The following is an 18,660-nucleotide window of genomic DNA, read 5'->3' on the forward strand; positions in this document are numbered from 1 at the left end:
TCATAAGCGATTTTAGTTAAAATAAATATTGCTGATTTTCACAAATTATAAATTGAGATTTTGAAATTGTATTCATAGTGAGAGGATTTGAATTTGAAATGATAGATAATTTTTGGCGTGAATTACCACGACCATTTTTCGTACTTGCACCAATGGAAGATGTGACAGACGTTGTTTTCCGTCACGTAGTAAGTGAAGCTGGTCGTCCGGACGTATTCTTCACAGAGTTTACAAACTCGGATAGCTATTGTCATCCAGAAGGTATGAAAAGTGTACGTGGCCGTTTAATTTTTACAGAAGATGAACAACCGATGGTGGCACATATTTGGGGAGACAATCCCGAATACTTCCGTCAAATGAGTATCGGTATGGCAGAGCTAGGATTTAAAGGCATCGATATTAACATGGGTTGCCCTGTACCGAACGTAGCATCAAGAGGAAAAGGTAGTGGTCTTATTCTACGTCCAGACGTTGCGGCAGAACTTATTCAAGCAGCAAAAGCGGGCGGACTACCTGTCAGCGTAAAAACACGACTGGGCTTTAAAGAGTTAAGCGAATGGGAAGATTGGTTAACGCATATTTTCAAACAAGATATTGCAAATCTTTCTATTCATTTACGCACAAGAGAAGAAATGAGCCAAGTAGATGCGCACTGGGAACTAATTCCGGAAATCAAAAAATTACGTGACCGCATTGCACCCAATACGTTAATAACAATCAATGGAGACATCCTTGATCGTAAAATGGGACTGGAACTTGCTGAAAAATACGGCATTGATGGCGTAATGATCGGACGAGGCATCTTCAAAAATCCATTTGCGTTTGAAAAAGAGCCAAGAGAGCATAGCAGTAAAGAACATCTAGATCTTTTAAGACTACAACTTGATTTACAAGATCAATATGCAGAAGTACTGCCACGCTCAATCACAGGGCTTCACCGCTTCTTCAAAATTTATGTGAAGGGCTTCCCAGGAGCTGCGGAATTGAGAAATCAATTGATGAGCACGAAGTCGACGGATGAGGTGCGTGCTTTGTTGGATAAGTTTGAGGATAGTGTTGGTGAGGCTAGGGATAGTGAGACGGTTTAACTTTTAAGCAGTTAAATCATTTCATATGTAGTGCATGACATGAGTGAGTTGAAAATAAGTGCAGAGCTGGAAAAGAACAGTGTATTTGAGAAATCAAAGCACTGTTTTTTTCTTTTAGTTAATGTTAAGAGAGAAATCTTTTTATAGGCATATAAAAAACATGTAAGAGCTCTGTAGATACAATGATAGAGAAAAGTTCGGGTAAGACTATAAAACATATCTTTAAAATGTTAAAGTATTAATTTAGCGGACAATAACTAAAAGGTTAGATTAAACATGATAATTTAAAGCAGGTTATAGCATAAACTTTAACCGCTGAATAAATAATCAACATTTCAGGAGGAAACCCAATGGCAATGAGCAACAACGATATATTAAAAAGAGTAAGATACGCTTTAGATATAAGAGATATAGATATGGTGGAAATCTTTAAACTTGGCGGGATGGAAGTAACGAAAGAAGATGTAGTTGATATGCTTACAAAAATAAAAAGAGAGCCTCAGCACGAGCCTGAAAACCCTGATGTAATCGAAGATGAGTACGTATTAACATGCGATATGATGATGTTAGAGGCGTTTTTAAATGGATTTATTACTTTAAAAAGAGGGAAGCAAGATCCAAAACCAGGGCAGCCTGCACCTGTACAGAGCAAGGAGAGTGCCAATAACCTTCTTCTAAAGAAAATGAAAATCGCACTATCTTTAACGAGTGAGGATGTACTTGATATATTAGATAGCGTGGGCGTTACGGTAACAAAAGGAGAGTTAGGCGCTCTGTTAAGAAAAAAAGGCCATAAAAATTACAAAGAGTGCGGCGATAAATACGCAAGGAATTTCATTAAAGGATTAGCTGTAAAGTATAGAGGATAATGAGTTCGTTAAAGCAGTAAATGATATAATAGGTAGAGTAGGACGTTTGTATCCTACTCTTTTTTATTTGTAAAAATACTATGCTAGGTGATGAAATGGTACATACATATTTAGGTGAGACAATTAATTTTCATATAACTTATAAGAAGAAAAAGTCCGTGCGTCTTTTTGTAGATTCATACGGAAATGTGGAAGTGCAAGCTCCGAAAGGAACACCTGTTGAATACTTAGTCCAGTTGCTAGAGGAGAAGTGGGATTGGATTCAGACAACACGTAAGGAAATGCAGGAGCGAGCGCATGGACCACAGGAAAAGGATTACGATCAAGGAGAGGGCTTTTTGTATTTAGGGAATACGTATCCGATACAGATTTCCCAAGATGCAAGCATTGAGCAAGACAATGCAATTTTTGAAGGAGATAAGTTACATATTTATGTGAAAGAGCTTAAGGATGAGAAAATACAACAAGCTTTAAAACGATTTTATTATAAGCAGTGTAAAACTTTAGTAGAGAAGAGTATTAAAGCGTATCAAAGTAATTTCAAAACAAAACCACGTTCTATTCGTATTACAGATAGTAGTCGTACTTGGGGTACTTGCGATTCAAATTTACAACTAACATTCAATTGGAAGCTAGCAATGGCACCACAGCGAGTAATTGACTATGTAGTCGTTCATGAAATGTGTCATATGGTTCATTTAAATCATGATCGCTCTTTTTGGCGTCTTGTCGGGAAGATAATGCCTGATTATAAGGAAATGGAGAATTGGTTAGCGTTATCTAGTTGGAAGATGACGGTTTAGGAAGGGATATCGATTTTTGTCTGTAAATCGATATTTCTTGTCGAATCGTTGATATATTGTGAGTTTTGATAGATATATTTTAAAAATCGTTGATATATTGTAAGTTATGATAGATATATTCGAAAAATCGTTGATATAATTTCATTTACTACAGGATTGTTCAACAAATCGAAAAGAGAAGAGGTCACAGCAGACATCTCCTCTTTTCGACCATATAGATTATCGTCCAAACATCACAACAAAATCCCCATCCACTTTCGCCATCTCATACCCACGATACCCCTCCGAAAGCAAAGCCTGCTGTCCACTAGCATCACTCATTAGAATACTTTGAACATCTGTCCAATCGTTTTCCTTATCTCTGCGCAATTCCTTCACAAAAACATACCGCAGACTACCACCATACTTCTCCTTCAGCGCAGCAATCTCCATCCCTTGCGTAAACTTATCCTTCAAGCTCGGAATGTTAAAAGGAGCAACGGTGCAGCATACGTAATCATATTTGCTGTCTTCTTTTTGCAATTCGTCCATGATGACGTTTGCTAATATTTTTTGCATACCATTTCCTCGGTAGTTCGGATGAACGTTTGAGATTTCTTGATAGATGACGCGGTGTAGTTCACTTTCTGGCAAACCAATATCAAGTCCTAAATGTTCTTCGTCGATAGGAGGGACGAGTAGGGCACGAAATGCGATGAGTTCGTTTTCGATAAAAGCACCGATCATCATGCCGTTTCCTTCTAAAATGTATTGAAATTCTTCTTGTGAGAGTGGTTGTAAACGACTTTTATCTTCTAATGCTTTAACTACGATGTTTTGTAGTGATAAAATTTGTTCGATGTGCTCTAGTGATAGTAATGTAACGTGAAATGATTCGTTATTTTGTTTTAATGTTCCTTCGTATAGAACCGTCATATGATAGTCCTCCTTTAGCGTACAACGTCTTGAAAGACGGTTAGTTCTTGTAGTGTATCTTCGTTTATTTCAATGCCGAGTCCGGGCTTTTCGTTTAAGCGAATGAATGGTACATCATAATGTAAGTTTCCGATGTCTTTTGTGAATTTTAATGGTCCTGTTAGCTCTACGCTCGTAATGATTTTCTTTGAGAAAGCGACATGGAATCCTGCGGAAGAGGCAACAGATGATTCGACCATTGATCCCACTTGGCATTCAATGCCTGCCATTTCTGCTTGATGAGCGAGCTTTACAGCTGGATATATGCCGCCGCATTTCATTAGTTTTATATTTACTTTATCAGCAGCTTCTAATTTAATAATTTGGCGCATTTCACGAGAACTTTTTAATCCTTCATCAATCATAAGCGGGAGGTCTGTTTTAGAACGAATATGAGCCATGGCATCAATATCGTCCGCGATAACAGGTTGTTCAATCCAGTCAATGTTTAAATGTCCTAATGAACGCAGTGCTGTTAATGTGTTTGCGCTATTTTTCCAGCCTTGGTTTACATCAACGCGAATAGCAATGTCATTTCCTACACGTTCTCGTACAGCTTCAATACGTTTCACATCTTCTTTTACATTCGTACCAACTTTCATTTTGAAAGATTGGTAACCTTTTTGAATCATAGAAGCAGCTTCTTCAGCCATATCTTCAGGATCGGCAATACTTAAAACGTGAGTGACAGAGAATTCTTCATGATAGCGCCCGCCAATTAATTGATATACAGGTTGATTTAGTTTTTTGCCCATTATATCAAAACAAGCAATATCAATTGCGGCCTTCGCTGTTGGAACACCGTAAATTGTATTGTCCATCATGTCGTGTATTTTTTCGATATTCATTGGATTTTGTCCGATTAGGGCCAGGGTTAGCGTATGTTTTAAAGTATGGAAAGTACTTTCCCATGATTCACCTGTGACGTGATCATCAGCAACGCCTTCACCGTAACCGATAATACCTTCATCTGTTTCCATTTTGACGATAATAGAGGGCATATCAGAATAAGAGCCATAACTAATAACAAACGGATTGCGAAGCGGTAAACGAATTGCGTAAAGATGAATAGCTGTAATTTTCATTGAATAGAAACCCCTTCCTGTTTACAATAGTTTTATACATTTGATATAGTTGACGTTAAATAGTCGTTAATTAATGATAAGGAGTTAGAGAAAATGATGATAAAAATTGCAGTTGTCGGTTCAAAGGAGTTTATGGAGAACCTTTTTCCTATTGCTCAAAAATTAGAGGGAATAGAAATTGATCCATATATTTACCTTCATCCGGCGGAATCTTCTGAACTATTAAAGTGTCTAAAGCCTTGTGATGTCATCTTTTTCTCAGGTGCTTTACCTTATTATATGGCAAAAGAAATAAGAGAACAATTACGAATTCCAAGTACATACTTACAGCAAGACGAGACAACTGTCGCATCTTCCATTCTTTCTATCATGTATCATCAAAGTATTCAACCACATAACATTTCCATCGATTTAGTAGACCGCTCGTTTATTACAAATGTGTTCCATGATATCGGTATAAAAGAAAGTCCGCAAGTGTTGGATTATGAAAATATGCTGTGGAGTAAAGATGAGATAAATAGAGTTATCGATTTTCATGTAGCTAAATATCAATCTGGAGAAGCTCATTTAGCTTTAACTAGTATTCACGCTGTTTACGACGAGCTTCAAAAAATAGGTGTTCCTTCAGAGCGCATGATTGATCCAACACAATCCATTATACATGGGCTAAAAGATGCAAAAATAAAAGCTGAGTTAGCAAAAAGCTATTCAGCTACTGTTGGTGCTTGTATTATTTCTTCCTTAGAATTACGAGCGAGTTTGCTTGAAAAACTAGATGTCATTTCAAAAGAACTACGTGGTTCATTTAAACAAGTGGATGAAATGACATGCATTTTGTATACAACTCGTGGTGATATCGAATCAATTATTAAAACAAATGCAATAGATAACTTGTTTGCGAGCGTAGAAGGAACGATAGCTATTGGATTTGGTTATGGGAAAACCGTGAAAGAAGCGGAGCAAAATGCAAAAATTGCTCAAAGTTTTGCAAAGAACAATCCAATAGATCGTTGTTTTTATATACTAACAAGTGATAAAGATTTATTTGGTCCGTTCCCGAAAGAACAGAGAGTACAAAGTTTGAAAAATGATAATCCGGAACTAATGAAAATAGCGAAGGAAACAAAGCTTAGTCCGGCCAACTTGTCAAAGATCATTCAATTTAGTCAATCGCACCCGTCATTGAAGTTTACAGCAGCTGACCTTTCTGAGTATTTACAAGTGACTCGAAGATCGACAGAAAGGTTGTTAAAGAAATTAGTTGATTACGGGTATGCTCATATTTGCGGCGAGGAAATGCCCTATCAACAAGGGCGACCTCGCGCACTATATGAACTGAATTTACCGCTATTTTTAAGCTTCTAGTTGAGCTTTTTGTTTCTTTAGTAGTTCTGCTTTTTCAATGTCTGATAGTTTTACAATTGTGAAGCCTGTTATACCATAAATGATTGAGATAATAGGTACGATGAAATTCAAAATAGCATAAGGAGCATATTCAAATGCACCTACGCCAAGTGTTGCGAGAATAAATACACCGCACGTATTCCAAGGAACGAAGACAGAAGTTAATGTTCCACCATCTTCTAATGCTCTGGATAAGTTTTTTGAATGTAGTCCTTTTTCCGTGTATGCATTTGCGTACATTCTTGAAGGGACAACAATTGAAATATATTGTTCAGAGCAAGTAAGGTTTGTTGCAAAACAAGATGCGATAGTAGAAGCGATAAGCCCTTTTGCTGATTTCGCTAACTTTAAAATTTGATTTACAATTGAGCGAAGAATACCTGTATGTTCTAATACTCCTCCGAAAGTCATAGCGACAATTGTCATAGAGACTGTATTCATCATCGAATCTAAGCCACCGCGGTTAAATAGTTCGTCTACTAGTTTGTTTCCAGTGTCTATAACAAATCCAGCTTGGAGTGCACCGACAGATGCTGAGACAGAACCACCTTGAATAAAGACTTGTGATAAGAATCCTAAAATAATACCGACGAGAATCGCTGGTATAGCAGGGACTTTTTTAGCGACCAATATCATAACGACTACGGGTATAATGAGTAGGAAAGGCGAGATAACAAAGTTTTGTTGCAATACTTGTAACGTTTGATCGATGCTCTTCGCATCAATATTGTTAGCGCCGAAGCTTCTTCCTAAGAGAGCATAGACGATAAGAGTAATAATTAAACCTGGAACTGTAGTAAATAACATGTGACGAATGTGTGCGAATAAATCTGTATTTGTTAATCCTGCGGCTAAGTTAGTTGTGTCTGAAAGCGGTGACATTTTATCGCCAAAATAAGAGCCTGAAATAATGGCACCAGCAACCATTGGAGCTGGAATTCCCATACTTAGGCCAATTCCCATTCCAGCAACACCAATTGTGCCCATTGTAGACCAAGAGCTACCAATTGCTAATGCAACGATAGAACAAATGACGGTAATGGAAACTAAAAATAGTGATGGAGTTAAAAGTTTTAAACCGTAATAAATCATCGTTGCGACGATTCCACCGCCAATCCAAGCACCAATTGTTAAGCCGACAAGAATAATAATGACGATAGCGGGTAATGCAAGACGAATCCCTTTATACATTGCTTCTTCAAGATCATTCCATTTGTAACCGTAACGCCAAGCGACAATAGAGGCAACGGTTGTACCGATAATAAGTGGAACGTGAGGGCTTTGTTTTAATACAACAATTGTAACCATCATAACTGCAACGGTAATGATAATAGGGATAATCGCTATTCCAAAAGGTATTTCTTTTTTCATAAAGTTCCTCCTTGTTACGTATGTTTGTTTGTATTTTTAGAATTGTCGTAAAATAGACGTTTATTAGGTTATGATAACTAAAAGTTTATGTAAGCGTCAACATAAAAAACAGAAAATAAGGAATGTTCTAGTTGTTTGTTTAGTTTGTAATATAAGTGCAGAGTAAGATTTTTAAGTGTTTAAAAATAAATAATTGACTTTTTTCTTAAAATTCAATATGTTCATAAAAACATCTGTTTTTCATAAGTATAATTAACCCGAATCGTTTGTAATGTGGGAAGGAGACTGGAACGTTGAAAACATTAGAGCTACAAGAGCGCTTAACGGAGATTTTTCAGCATTTACACGAAAACCCTGAAGTAAGTTGGAAAGAATATGAAACGACAGCGTATATTACTGACTTTTTAAAAGAAGAAGGAATTTCATATAGAACATTTGATGATTGTCCAGGTGTAATTGCTGAGATTGGAGGCGGGAATCCAGTTATTGCGATTCGTGCTGATATGGATGCACTTTGGCAAGAAGTAAATGGAGAATTTAAAGCGAACCATTCATGTGGCCATGATGCTCATATGACCATTGTAATGGGACTTATTTTACAATTGAAAAATATGAGATGGAAAAGTGGTACGGTTAGATTTATTTTTCAGCCGGCAGAAGAGAAGGGGAATGGTGCTTTAAAGATGGTGGAGAAAGGTGCTGTAGATGATGCTGATTTCTTATTTGGCGTCCATCTAAGACCAATTGAAGAACTATCTTTGAAACAAGCAGCCTCATCTATTCGCCATGGAGCAGCAGGATTTTTAGAGGGTATGATTCATGGGGAGGATGCACACGGGGCAAGACCACACCAAGGTGTGAATGCAATTGATGTCATTTCCATGATTAATATCGGTTTGAAAAATATTTGGCTGCCACCGCAAAGTTCTTATTCAGTAAAAATGACGAGATGCCAAGCTGGTGGTGATAATTTAAATATTATTCCGGGAAATGGTCATTTTAGTTTAGATGTAAGAGCAGAGAGTAATATACTATTAGAAGAATTAAAGAAAAAGATTGAGCATGTAATAGAATCAGCTGCATCGATGGGATCAAAAACTTCATACGAATGGATGGATCTTGCACCAGGAGCAGAGGTTTCCGAAGAAGCAGAGCGTTTTATGCGTAAAGGTATTCTCGAGGTGTATGGGGAAGAGAGATGCACAGGGCCCCTCTATACGACAGGAAGCGATGATTTCCATTACTATACAGTGAAAAGACCACATTTAAAAGCTGTCATGCTTGGACTAGGAGCAGACCTACAACCTGGATTACACCATCCGTATATGAGATTTGATCATAGTTGTATTATGGATGGGGTAGAAATATTGAAACAAACTGTATTGAAAGTGTTAGAAGACAGGGGCTAAAGAGCTCCTGTTTTTTTGTCGTGAATTGTCGGTAAATCGATATATTTGAAAAATCGTTGATATATTTGAAGTTACGATAGATATATTAAGAAAATCGTTAATATAATTTCACGTACCTATTAATTTGATGAAAAATGAGCCTCCAGTACATGGTGTATAATAATAAGTACCATTTTTTAATAGGAGAAAACAAATGAATGAACAATATTACGATGCAGTTTTACATATAAAAACAGTCGGTGAGCAAAAAGGGTTTAACAAGTCTATGCACTATCACCGTTATGAACCGACGCCGTATAGCGGGTTAGATGAGTTATTGAATCAATATGAAATACGAAGTAGCGATCGAATTGTAGACTTTGGGTGCGGAAAAGGGCGATTAAACTTTTATATTCATCATAAATGTGGTGCTTCAGCAGTTGGAATTGAAATGAATGAAGAGTTTTATAAAGAAGCGATGGATAATCGAGATCGTTATGCACGAAAGGCACGAAACAGTAAGGGGAAAATTCAATTCCAATGTTGTTTAGCGCAGGAATATGAGATTGATCCACATGATAATAGATTTTATTTCTTTAATCCATTTTCTGTACAAGTGTTTATGAATGTAGTAAATAACATTTTGCTTTCAGTAGAAAACACGGGGAGAGAAGTGGATATTATTTTATATTATCCTTCTGAGGACTATATTTTCTTCTTAGAAAATCAGACTGCGTTTGTGCTGAAGAAAGAAGTTAGATTGCCAGGTGCTTATGAGAAGAATGGGAATGAGAGGTTTTTAGTTTATACATTAGGGTAATAAAAAACAGGGGCCAAGGCACCTGTTTTTTATTAGTTACGGATTAAGTAATCAAATGCACCTAAAGCTGCGTTTGCACCTGAACCCATAGAGATGATAATTTGTTTGTACGGATTATTTGTACAGTCACCTGCAGCAAACACTCCTGGTACGTTTGTAGCACCGTGCTTGTCTGTTACGATTTCACCGCGAACGCGTTCAACTGTTTCGCCTAACCAGTCTGTGTTTGGCACAAGACCGATTTGTACGAATACACCTTGTAATTCAACGTGATGAACTTCTTCAGTTTCACGATCGATGTAAGAAATACCGTTTACTTTATCAGTACCAGTGATTTCTTTCGTTTGAACGTTTTTCAGAACAGTTACGTTTGGTAAGCTGTTAAGACGCTCTTGTAATACAGCATCAGCTTTTAATTCTGGCATGAATTCAAGAACAGTTACGTGCTTAACGATACCTGCTAAGTCGATAGCTGCTTCAATACCAGAGTTACCACCGCCGATAACTGCTACGTCTTTGCCAGTGAATAATGGACCGTCACAGTGTGGGCAGTATGCTACACCTTTATTTTTGAACTCAGCTTCACCTGGTACGCCAACATTACGCCAGCGAGCACCTGTAGAAACGATTACGCTCTTACTTTTCAGAATAGCACCGTTTTCAAGTTCCACTTCAATAAGTTCTTTTTTCTCTAAACGTTTCGCACGTTGTAGATTCATTACATCGATGTCGTATTCTTTTACGTGCTCTTCAAGGCTTGCTACTAGCTTAGGACCTTCAGTCTTTTTTACGCTGATGAAGTTCTCAATGCCCATAGTATCCATTACTTGACCACCGAAGCGCTCAGCAACGATACCAGTGCGGATGCCTTTACGTGCTGCGTAAATTGCTGCACTTGCACCAGCAGGGCCGCCACCAACAACAAGAACATCGTATGGATCTTTATCAGAAAGCTCTGATGCATCTGGACCGTTACCCATTTTCGCTAAAATTTCTTCAAGTGTCATACGACCGCTTCCGAAAGATTCGCCGTTTAGGTAAACAGTTGGTACTGCCATGATGTCTTTACTTTCTACTTCCTCTTTGAATGTAGCGCCATCAATCATAGTATGTGTAATACTAGAGTTAAGAACGCTCATTACGTTAAGAGCTTGTACAACATCAGGACAGTTATGACAACTTAGGCTGATATAAGATTCAAAATGATATTCGCCTTGAATGTTTTTAATTTGATCGATTAATTTTTGTTCAATCTTTGGAGCGCGTCCACTTACTTGTAGTAAAGCTAACACTAGTGATGTAAATTCGTGTCCTAATGGAATACCAGCGAATACGACACCAGTGTCTTCATCAGGGCGGTTTACGCTAAAGCTTGGTGTTCTCTCTAATTCAACTTTTTCTACTGTAATCTTAGATGACATAGTAGCTAATTCGTCTACTAGAGCTAACATATCTTTAGATACGTTATCATCTCCTGCGCTTACTTTAAGTAAAATATCGTTCTCCATTAACTGAAGGTATTGGGATAGTTGTGTTTTTATATCTGCATCTAGTATCATTTTGATCGAACTCCTTAGATTTTGCCTACAAGGTCAAGGCTTGGTTTAAGTGTTGCAGAACCCTCTTGCCATTTAGCTGGGCAAACTTCACCTGGGTTGTTACGTACGTATTGAGCAGCTTTAATTTTGTTAACAAGAATGCTTGCGTCACGGCCGATACCGTCAGCATTGATTTCCATAGATTGGATAACGCCGTCTGGATCGATGATGAATGTACCACGAGCAGCAAGACCTTCTTCTTCCATTAAAACGTTGAAGTTTGTAGTGATTGTGCGAGTTGGGTCACCAATCATGATGTACTCGATTTTGCCGATAGTTTCTGAGCTATCATGCCATGCTTTGTGAGTGAAGTGAGTGTCTGTAGATACAGAGTATACTTCAACGCCTAAGTCTTTTAGAGTTGCGTATTGGTTTTGTAAGTCTTCAAGTTCAGTTGGGCAAACGAATGTGAAGTCAGCTGGGTAGAAACAAACTACACTCCATTTTCCTTTTAAACTTTCGTCAGTAACTTGGATAAATTCTCCATTATGGTAAGCATTAGCTTTAAACGGTTTTACTTCTGTGCCGATTAATAACATGTTAAAATTCCTCCTAAATGTTGGTTTTGAGCATCAAAAAATAGTGTGCTCATAAAATATATTTTTTAATTAACTATAATAATTCTAATTCGATATTAATTATCATATAGAAGTGGTTATTTTGTCAAGAGAATAAACCAACTTTATACCAATTTAATTAATATTTATTCTCAATTAAGACTAACAGGGAGTGGAAAGGTAACTTTAAGTTTATAAATTTTCAATGATTGTTTGAAAGAGTAGTGTGTATGTTAGAGATAGTGTGTAAGTTTAATTTCTTAGGAAGGAAATATTTCTTAGAGGTTGTGGTTTTGAAAAGGAACTGCTTACTTCTATTTTACAAAGAATTTTGTGATAAATAAAATAAAATGAATCGGAAATTTTTTGAACAATTTTTGTCATCTCAAATATATAATTAGGAAGTATATTACGATGATAGTTAGAAACATTGACTCAAAGTGCTAACAAGATATAATAAAATCTAGATATAACTTTCAAAAAGAAGAATACATATTTATAGGATGAAAAAATTCAACCTATTATTTTTTATAGCTTTTAGAAAACGCTTACAGTTAGTGTGGAGGGGAAACCATGTCTAAGTTCACGAAGTATTTTTTAATGGAAGCTAACGATGTGATTGCATATGTGAAAGAGAAATTATCTAAGTTTGAACATGTAAAGGGGTTACAGTGTAAAGAAATAGGTGATGGCAATTTAAATTATGTGTTCCGCGTTTGGGATGAAAAAGAGAACATGTCTGTCATCGTAAAGCAAGCTGGGGATACAGCGCGCATTTCAGATGAGTTTAAGTTGTCGACAAATCGTATTCGTATAGAATCAGATGTTTTGCAGTTAGAGGATGAGTTAGCACCTGGACTTGTTCCTAAGGTGTATTTATTTGATAGTGTGATGAATTGTTGCGTAATGGAAGATTTATCGGATCATACAATATTACGTACAGCACTTATAAATCATCAAATATTTCCGCGGCTTGCTGACGACTTAACTACTTTTATGGTAAATACACTTTTATTAACATCGGATGTTGTAATGAATCATAAAGAGAAGAAGGAACTTGTGAAGAATTATATAAATCCTGAATTATGTGAGATTACAGAAGACCTCGTATACGCTGAGCCATTTACAAATCATAATAAGCGTAATGAGCTGTTTCCGTTAAATGAAGGATGGATTAGGGAGCATATTTATAGTGATAAAGAGCTTCGTATGGAAGTAGCGAAACGTAAATTTTCTTTTATGACAAATGCACAGGCGCTTATTCATGGTGATTTACATACTGGTTCTGTTTTTGTAAGAGAGGATTCTACAAAGGTTATTGATCCTGAGTTTGCTTTTTATGGACCTATGGGATATGACGTTGGGAATGTAATGGCGAATTTAATGTTTGCTTGGGTGAATGCAGATGCAACGATGCCATCTGGAGCTGAGAAAGATACGTATATGGATTGGTTACAAACTACGATGGTAGAGGTAATTGATTTATTTAAGAAGAAGTTTTTAGATGCTTGGGATATTCATGTGACCGAGATTATGGCGAAAGAAGAAGGCTTTAACGAAGTCTATTTACAATCTGTATTAGAGGATACAGCTGCAGTGACAGGTCTGGAATTAATCCGCCGTATTGTTGGATTAGCGAAAGTAAAAGATATTACTTGTATTGAGAATGAGGAAGCACGTGCTAGAGCGGAGCGAATTTGTCTTCAAGTAGCAAAGAGTTTTATTTTACGAGCGAATCAATATAGAACGGGCACAAGTTTTGTAGAAACATTAAAAGAACAGTCAATGCACTACGCGAAGTAAGGGGAGAAGATGATGGAAGAGCAATTAATACCCATTCAGTGGAAAGATGATTCTTTAGTTTTGTTAGATCAAACATTATTACCGAATGAGGTTGTCTATGAATCTTTCAAGACAGCTGAAAGCGTGTGGGATGCCATTCAAGTAATGAAAGTAAGAGGAGCGCCAGCGATTGGTGTTTCGGCAGCGTATGGTGTGTATTTAGGTGCTAAGGAAGTTACTCAAAGTACGATAGAAGACTTTATAGCAGAAGTCAAAAAGGTGTGTGCATATTTGGCAACATCAAGGCCGACAGCAGTAAATCTATTTTGGGCACTTGAAAGAATGGAGGCAATAGCGGCGGAGAACTTACATTTATCAATTGCTCAGTTGAAAGATAGATTACTAGAAGAGGCAAAAGAAATTCATAGAGAAGATGAGGAAATTAACCGTCAAATCGGGGAACATGCATTAACGTTATTCCATGATGGAATGGGAGTATTAACACATTGTAATGCTGGTGCGTTAGCGACGACTAAGTATGGTACTGCGACAGCTCCAATGTACTTAGCGAAAGAAAAAGGATGGGACTTAAAAATCTATTCAGATGAAACTCGTCCTAGGTTACAAGGTTCAACGTTAACAGCATTAGAACTGCAGCGAGCGGGCATTGATGTTACTGTTATTACGGATAATATGGCAGCTATGGTCATGTCACAAGGGAAGATTGATGTGGTAATTGTTGGATGCGACCGTGTGGCAGCAAATGGTGATGTAGCAAATAAAATTGGCACATTAGGCTTATCTATTTTAGCGAAATACTACAACATTCCGTTTTATGTAGCAGCACCAACACCAACAATTGATTTAAAAACACCGACAGGAAAAGAAATCCCAATCGAGGAAAGAGATGGTTCTGAAGTGATTAATCGCTTCGGACAATATTCTGCTCCGAAAGAAAGTAAAGTATATAATCCAGCATTTGATGTTACGCCACATGAAAATGTAACAGCGATTATTACAGAAAAAGGGATTGTCAAGGCACCATTTACGGAAAACTTAAAAAAGCTATTTTAGTAAGTAGATAGATACAAAGTCAGTCATCATAAGCTTCATACTTAGGGGGATGTATATGTTATTACAAAAAGAAAGAGAAGAAATTGTAGCATACGGAAAGAAAATGATTTCTAGCGGTTTAACAAAGGGGACAGGCGGTAATATTAGTATTTTCAATCGTGAACAAGGTCTTGTTGCGATTAGCCCAAGTGGTTTAGAGTATTATGAAACAAAGCCTGAAGATGTAGTTATATTAAACCTAGATGGTGAAGTAGTAGAAGGAGAGAGAAAACCATCAAGTGAATTAGATATGCACCTTATTTACTATAGGAAGCGTGAAGATATAAATGCACTTGTGCATACACATTCTCCTTACGCAAAGACGATTGCGTCATTAGGATGGGAGCTTCCTGCTGTGTCATATTTAATTGCTTTTGCAGGTCCGAATGTCCGCTGTGCGCCGTATGAAACATTTGGTACGAAGCAATTAGCGGATGCTGCTTTTGAAGGCATGATTGATCGTCGTGCTGTGCTACTTGCAAATCACGGTTTAATTGCTGGTGCAAATAATATAAAAATGGCGTTTACTGTTGCAGAAGAGATTGAGTTTTGTGCTCAAATTTATTATCAAACCAAAAGCGTTGGAGAACCGAAGCTATTGCCAGAAGATGAGATGGAGAATTTGGCAAAGAAGTTTGAAGGGTATGGGCAGCAGTAGAATGAAACGAAAACACCCTCAAGAAAAGATCTTGAGGGTGTTTTTTACGCCTTCTTAAGCAACAAATACATAAAGTAAGGAGCCCCAATTAAAGCAACGACAATACCTGCTGGAATGCCATTAGGATCAACGATATTTCGTCCAATTGTATCTGCTAATAATAATAGCCATCCGCCGATTAAAAGGGCGATAGGCATGAAGATTTGATGTCTTGGACCTACTAAAGATTTCGCGATATGAGGAGCCATTAATCCGATAAAGCTAATTCCTCCTGTTACGGAAACAGCTGCAGCTGCAAGTGCAACGGCTGCAACTAATAAGTACCTGCGTTCTTTTTCAATTTCAATTCCAACGCCTATTGCGACTGGTTCGTTTAATGCTAAAATGTTTAATCGATTTGCTTTATAGAAAATAAATGGAATGAATACGATTAACCATGGGAGCATTGCTAAAACAAAGATCCAGTCATCTCCCCAAATATTTCCGGCAATCCATTTTGAAATAAAGTCTACTTTCATACGATCTGCGGATGAGATAAGGACAATCATCGTTCCAGATAGTGCAAATGCAAAACCGATACCGGTTAATGTTAATCGGATTGGCTGAAGTCCAGTTGATTTACTATATGAAAATACGTAAATTAGAACAGCTGTCAGAAATGCTCCGATAAATCCAACTACAGGTAGTAAGTAAAGAAATGAACCTACATCTATTGGAAAGTATAAAAAGAAAATAGCAACAGCAACACCGGCCCCAGAGTTGATTCCGAGAATACCAGGTTCAGCTAAATCATTTCGAGTAATTCCTTGGAATATAGCCCCTGATAAAGCGAGAGCCATACCAGCTAATAATGTAATGACGATTCTAGGTAGTCTTAAAGAGTATAAAACGAACTCCTCTTTAAAAGTCCCTTTCCCCATTAAGGTTGGGAGTAGTCGATCATAAGATAAAGATGCTGAACCAAGCCCCATTCCAACTACAATGGTTGTGATGATTATTATAAGTAAAGCGAGTATAATAAGACGCTGTTTTCTTAAAATAGATTGCATCATGAGAATGTTTTTCCCCCTTTACGTACAATGAATAGGAAGAATGGTAACCCTACAATCGCAACAATTGCCGCAACTGGTGTTTCGTATGGAGCGTTAATAGTACGTCCGATTGTATCTGCAAGTAGCATAAAGGAAGCTCCAGCAATTGCTGACATTGGTATAACAAATCGGTAATCTGGACCGACAATTGGGCGTACCATGTGAGGTACCATTAAGCCGATAAATGCCATATTTCCAACAAGTGCTACAGATGCACCTGCAAGTAAGATAATAATGATAAATAAAATAGTTTTAATAACAATAATTTTTTGACCTAGTCCAATAGCCACTTCCTCACTGAAACTAAGAACTGTCAATTTTTTTGCTAGTAAGATAGCGATAAAGATACTAATTGAAATGACTGGAATAATAATTTTTAATTGGCTCCAAGTTGTTCCAATTACGCCCCCAGCAGTCCAAAGTGATACATCTTGTGAAATTTTAAAGTAAATGCCGATTCCTTCTGAAATTGCAAGTAGAAATGCGGAAACTGCAGCGCCCGCTAATACAATTCGAAGAGGAGAAAGGCCGCCTTTTTTTACCATACCAATTCCAAATACCATAATTGCGCCAATTGCAGCACCGATAAAGCAAGCTAATGTTAAGTAAAGATAGCTGATGGAAGGGTTGAAAGCAAGTGTCAGTGCAAGCGCAGCATTCGCTCCACCAGATAGCCCTAATAATCCAGGATCTGCAAGTGGATTTCGTGTTAATCCTTGCATAATTGCTCCAGAAACGGCTAATCCAGCTCCTACAAAAATAGCAGCAACTTCACGTGGTAAACGTATTTCTCGAATAATAGATATTTTGTCTCCTTTAGCCGAGGAAGTGAGTGCTAACCATACATCTTTTATCGAAGTATCTGCAGCACCTAATACCATTGCAACGATAAAAATAAGAAAGAATGCAATTAAGCTTAAAATTAGTTTGTATGTAAAAGCTATAGAACGTGGATTTTCATGATCTTTTGTCATTCGTTTCACATCTTTTCTGTTCATAGAATAAAGGAAGAGGAATTCTTAAATTAAGAATTCCTCATGTTTGTATTATTTACCAAGAAAGTTCTTCTTGAAGAAGTCTAGTTGGAAATCTAATGTAAGTGGATCATTGAAATAGAATTCCATCATGTTTGCTTCATATACGCGATTATTTTTTACTGCTGGGATGTTTTTATATGATTCTGTCTCTTGGAATGAGTTATCAGTATCTTTATTTTTACTTACGATTAAGTAATCACCAGCAAATTCAGGTAATACCTCAGTAGATAATGCGTAATAACCTTCTTTTAATGCTTTTTCTTTTACTTTTTCAGGCATTTTTAATTTCATTTCTTGGTACAGAATTTCTGTTCCGCGGCCCCAGTTCTCGCCGTATACATAAAGCTGTTTGTTGAAGTTTTCTACAACAGAAACTGTAGCATCTTCACCGATTTTTGCTTTAATTTCTTTACCAGCTTCTTGTGCACGTTTCTTGAAGTCATCAACCCAAGTTTTTGCTTCTTTTTCTTTGTTTAATAACTTACCGATTTCTAAATGCTGTGTTAAGTAATCAACTTTTCCGTAAGTGTATGTTACAGTAGGAGCGATTTTCTTTAACTTATCGACATTTTTAATATTTGATAAACCGATGATTAAATCTGGATTTAGTTCAGCGATTTTTTCAACATTTTCATCTGATACTTCAGCAACATCTTTAAGTTTGCTATCAAAACGTGGGTTTTGTTTAGACCATGAATCTACCCCAACAAGATTTACACCTAATGACATTACGTTACCAGCGAATGATGATAATACAACAACGCGTTTTGGATTTGCAGGAACTTCTACTTTACCATTTTCAGATTGGTATGTAATTTTTTCTGATTTACTACCTTTTGCATCGTTCTTTTTGTCTGTAGAGCTATTGCTACAAGCGCTCATAACAAGAACGAAAAGAACTGTTAGTGAAATAAATAACTTTTTCATCGTCTTTCTCCTTTAACATAGATGATATGTGTATACAATAATTTGTTTAACTGTAATCTTTTTGAAAGAGTAGTGGTAAAGCAAAATAATTTATTAAAAATCTTGAATATGAGAT

17 protein-coding genes are annotated in these 18,660 nt (G+C 37.0%); 9 read left to right on the forward strand and 8 right to left on the reverse strand.

The window, feature by feature from the left end; all coding sequences use genetic code 11:
• Nucleotides 1-98: 98 nt before the first annotated feature.
• The 3 genes from AC0OM3_RS25910 (at nt 99) to AC0OM3_RS25920 (ending at nt 2,760) form a co-directional block, all read left to right on the forward strand.
• Nucleotides 99-1,088 carry a tRNA dihydrouridine synthase gene (locus tag AC0OM3_RS25910; RefSeq protein ID WP_474213227.1) on the forward strand — a complete coding sequence of 330 codons (990 nt, stop codon included), beginning with the start codon at nt 99-101 and terminating at the stop codon, nt 1,086-1,088.
• Nucleotides 1,089-1,438: 350 nt separating this feature from the next.
• Entirely contained in the window at nt 1,439-1,957 is a 519-nt protein-coding gene (locus AC0OM3_RS25915) for a YehS family protein (RefSeq protein ID WP_001251741.1), read from the forward strand.
• A 95-nt stretch (nt 1,958-2,052) separates the two neighbouring features.
• Complete coding sequence (locus tag AC0OM3_RS25920) at nt 2,053-2,760, forward strand: M48 family metallopeptidase (protein WP_474213228.1); 708 nt, start codon at nt 2,053-2,055, stop codon at nt 2,758-2,760.
• A gap of 219 nt (nt 2,761-2,979) precedes the next feature.
• Here AC0OM3_RS25920 and AC0OM3_RS25925 read toward each other — a convergent pair whose 3' ends face one another.
• Both AC0OM3_RS25925 and AC0OM3_RS25930 read right to left on the reverse strand, forming a co-directional pair.
• Entirely contained in the window at nt 2,980-3,675 is a 696-nt protein-coding gene (locus tag AC0OM3_RS25925) for an N-acetyltransferase (RefSeq protein ID WP_474213229.1), read from the reverse strand.
• Nucleotides 3,676-3,689: 14 nt separating this feature from the next.
• Nucleotides 3,690-4,799: a mandelate racemase/muconate lactonizing enzyme family protein gene (locus AC0OM3_RS25930; protein ID WP_474213230.1), complete on the reverse strand. Its 1,110-nt coding sequence runs from the start codon at nt 4,797-4,799 to the stop codon at nt 3,690-3,692.
• A 93-nt stretch (nt 4,800-4,892) separates the two neighbouring features.
• On the opposite strand from AC0OM3_RS25930, the gene AC0OM3_RS25935 reads away from it, so the two are divergent.
• Nucleotides 4,893-6,164: a hypothetical protein gene (locus AC0OM3_RS25935; RefSeq protein ID WP_000972806.1), complete on the forward strand. Its 1,272-nt coding sequence runs from the start codon at nt 4,893-4,895 to the stop codon at nt 6,162-6,164.
• Here AC0OM3_RS25935 and nhaC read toward each other — a convergent pair.
• Nucleotides 6,153-7,574, reverse strand: coding sequence for a Na+/H+ antiporter NhaC (gene nhaC / locus AC0OM3_RS25940; protein WP_089149201.1), 1,422 nt, complete (start codon nt 7,572-7,574; stop codon nt 6,153-6,155). The genes AC0OM3_RS25935 and nhaC overlap by 12 nt on opposite strands.
• 293 nt (nt 7,575-7,867) lie before the next feature.
• On the opposite strand from nhaC, the gene AC0OM3_RS25945 reads away from it, so the two are divergent.
• Nucleotides 7,868-8,983, forward strand: a complete 1,116-nt coding sequence (locus AC0OM3_RS25945; protein ID WP_000853517.1) for a M20 peptidase aminoacylase family protein — start codon at nt 7,868-7,870, stop codon at nt 8,981-8,983.
• Nucleotides 8,984-9,176: 193 nt separating this feature from the next.
• A complete protein-coding gene (locus tag AC0OM3_RS25950) occupies nt 9,177-9,782 on the forward strand; it encodes an SAM-dependent methyltransferase (protein ID WP_001005618.1) in 606 nt (201 codons plus the stop codon).
• A gap of 32 nt (nt 9,783-9,814) precedes the next feature.
• Here the strand turns inward: AC0OM3_RS25950 and ahpF are convergent, their stop codons facing one another.
• Together ahpF and ahpC are read right to left on the reverse strand one after the other, a co-directional pair.
• Nucleotides 9,815-11,341, reverse strand: coding sequence for an alkyl hydroperoxide reductase subunit F (gene ahpF / locus AC0OM3_RS25955; RefSeq protein WP_474213231.1), 1,527 nt, complete (start codon nt 11,339-11,341; stop codon nt 9,815-9,817).
• A gap of 14 nt (nt 11,342-11,355) precedes the next feature.
• Nucleotides 11,356-11,919: an alkyl hydroperoxide reductase subunit C gene (gene ahpC, locus AC0OM3_RS25960; protein ID WP_000924420.1), complete on the reverse strand. Its 564-nt coding sequence runs from the start codon at nt 11,917-11,919 to the stop codon at nt 11,356-11,358.
• 591 nt (nt 11,920-12,510) lie between these two features.
• Here ahpC and mtnK point away from each other — a divergent pair.
• From mtnK to AC0OM3_RS25975, 3 genes are read left to right on the forward strand one after another with little or no spacing between them, the layout of a single operon-like run.
• Nucleotides 12,511-13,740, forward strand: a complete 1,230-nt coding sequence (mtnK, locus tag AC0OM3_RS25965; RefSeq protein WP_474213232.1) for an S-methyl-5-thioribose kinase — start codon at nt 12,511-12,513, stop codon at nt 13,738-13,740.
• Between the two features lie 12 nt (nt 13,741-13,752).
• The gene (mtnA, locus tag AC0OM3_RS25970; protein WP_000392499.1) at nt 13,753-14,793 is read left to right on the forward strand and encodes an S-methyl-5-thioribose-1-phosphate isomerase; all 1,041 of its coding nucleotides are present in this window, start codon (nt 13,753-13,755) and stop codon (nt 14,791-14,793) included.
• 55 nt (nt 14,794-14,848) lie between these two features.
• Nucleotides 14,849-15,490, forward strand: a complete 642-nt coding sequence (locus AC0OM3_RS25975; RefSeq protein WP_000926555.1) for an L-fuculose-phosphate aldolase — start codon at nt 14,849-14,851, stop codon at nt 15,488-15,490.
• Nucleotides 15,491-15,534: 44 nt separating this feature from the next.
• Here the strand turns inward: AC0OM3_RS25975 and AC0OM3_RS25980 are convergent, their stop codons facing one another.
• The 3 genes from AC0OM3_RS25980 to AC0OM3_RS25990 are packed head-to-tail and all read right to left on the reverse strand — an operon-like array spanning nt 15,535 to nt 18,545.
• On the reverse strand, nt 15,535-16,542 hold the full coding sequence (locus tag AC0OM3_RS25980; RefSeq protein WP_000983739.1) for a FecCD family ABC transporter permease: 1,008 nt from the start codon (nt 16,540-16,542) through the stop codon (nt 15,535-15,537).
• The gene (locus tag AC0OM3_RS25985) at nt 16,539-17,579 is read right to left on the reverse strand and encodes a FecCD family ABC transporter permease (protein ID WP_002163833.1); all 1,041 of its coding nucleotides are present in this window, start codon (nt 17,577-17,579) and stop codon (nt 16,539-16,541) included. Before AC0OM3_RS25985 ends, AC0OM3_RS25980 begins: the two co-directional genes overlap by 4 nt.
• 48 nt (nt 17,580-17,627) lie before the next feature.
• Nucleotides 17,628-18,545 (reverse strand): iron-hydroxamate ABC transporter substrate-binding protein, encoded by a 918-nt coding sequence (locus AC0OM3_RS25990; RefSeq protein WP_000732595.1) that lies wholly within the window; start codon nt 18,543-18,545, stop codon nt 17,628-17,630.
• Between the last annotated feature and the right edge of the window lie 115 nt (nt 18,546-18,660).

This window comes from Bacillus sp. FAU20 (assembly GCF_056033865.1).

What these genes read in the sequence shown, in the direction of transcription:
- AC0OM3_RS25910 (WP_474213227.1), top strand. Translation starts at nt 99, where the DNA reads ATGATAGATAATTTTTGGCGTGAATTACCACGACCATTTTTCGTACTT.
- AC0OM3_RS25915 (WP_001251741.1), top strand. Translation starts at nt 1,439, where the DNA reads ATGGCAATGAGCAACAACGATATATTAAAAAGAGTAAGATACGCTTTA.
- AC0OM3_RS25920 (WP_474213228.1), top strand. Translation starts at nt 2,053, where the DNA reads ATGGTACATACATATTTAGGTGAGACAATTAATTTTCATATAACTTAT.
- AC0OM3_RS25925 (WP_474213229.1), bottom strand. Translation starts at nt 3,675, where the DNA reads ATGACGGTTCTATACGAAGGAACATTAAAACAAAATAACGAATCATTT.
- AC0OM3_RS25930 (WP_474213230.1), bottom strand. Translation starts at nt 4,799, where the DNA reads ATGAAAATTACAGCTATTCATCTTTACGCAATTCGTTTACCGCTTCGC.
- AC0OM3_RS25935 (WP_000972806.1), top strand. Translation starts at nt 4,893, where the DNA reads ATGATGATAAAAATTGCAGTTGTCGGTTCAAAGGAGTTTATGGAGAAC.
- nhaC (WP_089149201.1), bottom strand. Translation starts at nt 7,574, where the DNA reads ATGAAAAAAGAAATACCTTTTGGAATAGCGATTATCCCTATTATCATT.
- AC0OM3_RS25950 (WP_001005618.1), top strand. Translation starts at nt 9,177, where the DNA reads ATGAATGAACAATATTACGATGCAGTTTTACATATAAAAACAGTCGGT.
- ahpF (WP_474213231.1), bottom strand. Translation starts at nt 11,341, where the DNA reads ATGATACTAGATGCAGATATAAAAACACAACTATCCCAATACCTTCAG.
- ahpC (WP_000924420.1), bottom strand. Translation starts at nt 11,919, where the DNA reads ATGTTATTAATCGGCACAGAAGTAAAACCGTTTAAAGCTAATGCTTAC.
- mtnK (WP_474213232.1), top strand. Translation starts at nt 12,511, where the DNA reads ATGTCTAAGTTCACGAAGTATTTTTTAATGGAAGCTAACGATGTGATT.
- mtnA (WP_000392499.1), top strand. Translation starts at nt 13,753, where the DNA reads ATGGAAGAGCAATTAATACCCATTCAGTGGAAAGATGATTCTTTAGTT.
- AC0OM3_RS25975 (WP_000926555.1), top strand. Translation starts at nt 14,849, where the DNA reads ATGTTATTACAAAAAGAAAGAGAAGAAATTGTAGCATACGGAAAGAAA.
- AC0OM3_RS25980 (WP_000983739.1), bottom strand. Translation starts at nt 16,542, where the DNA reads ATGATGCAATCTATTTTAAGAAAACAGCGTCTTATTATACTCGCTTTA.
- AC0OM3_RS25985 (WP_002163833.1), bottom strand. Translation starts at nt 17,579, where the DNA reads ATGAACAGAAAAGATGTGAAACGAATGACAAAAGATCATGAAAATCCA.
- AC0OM3_RS25990 (WP_000732595.1), bottom strand. Translation starts at nt 18,545, where the DNA reads ATGAAAAAGTTATTTATTTCACTAACAGTTCTTTTCGTTCTTGTTATG.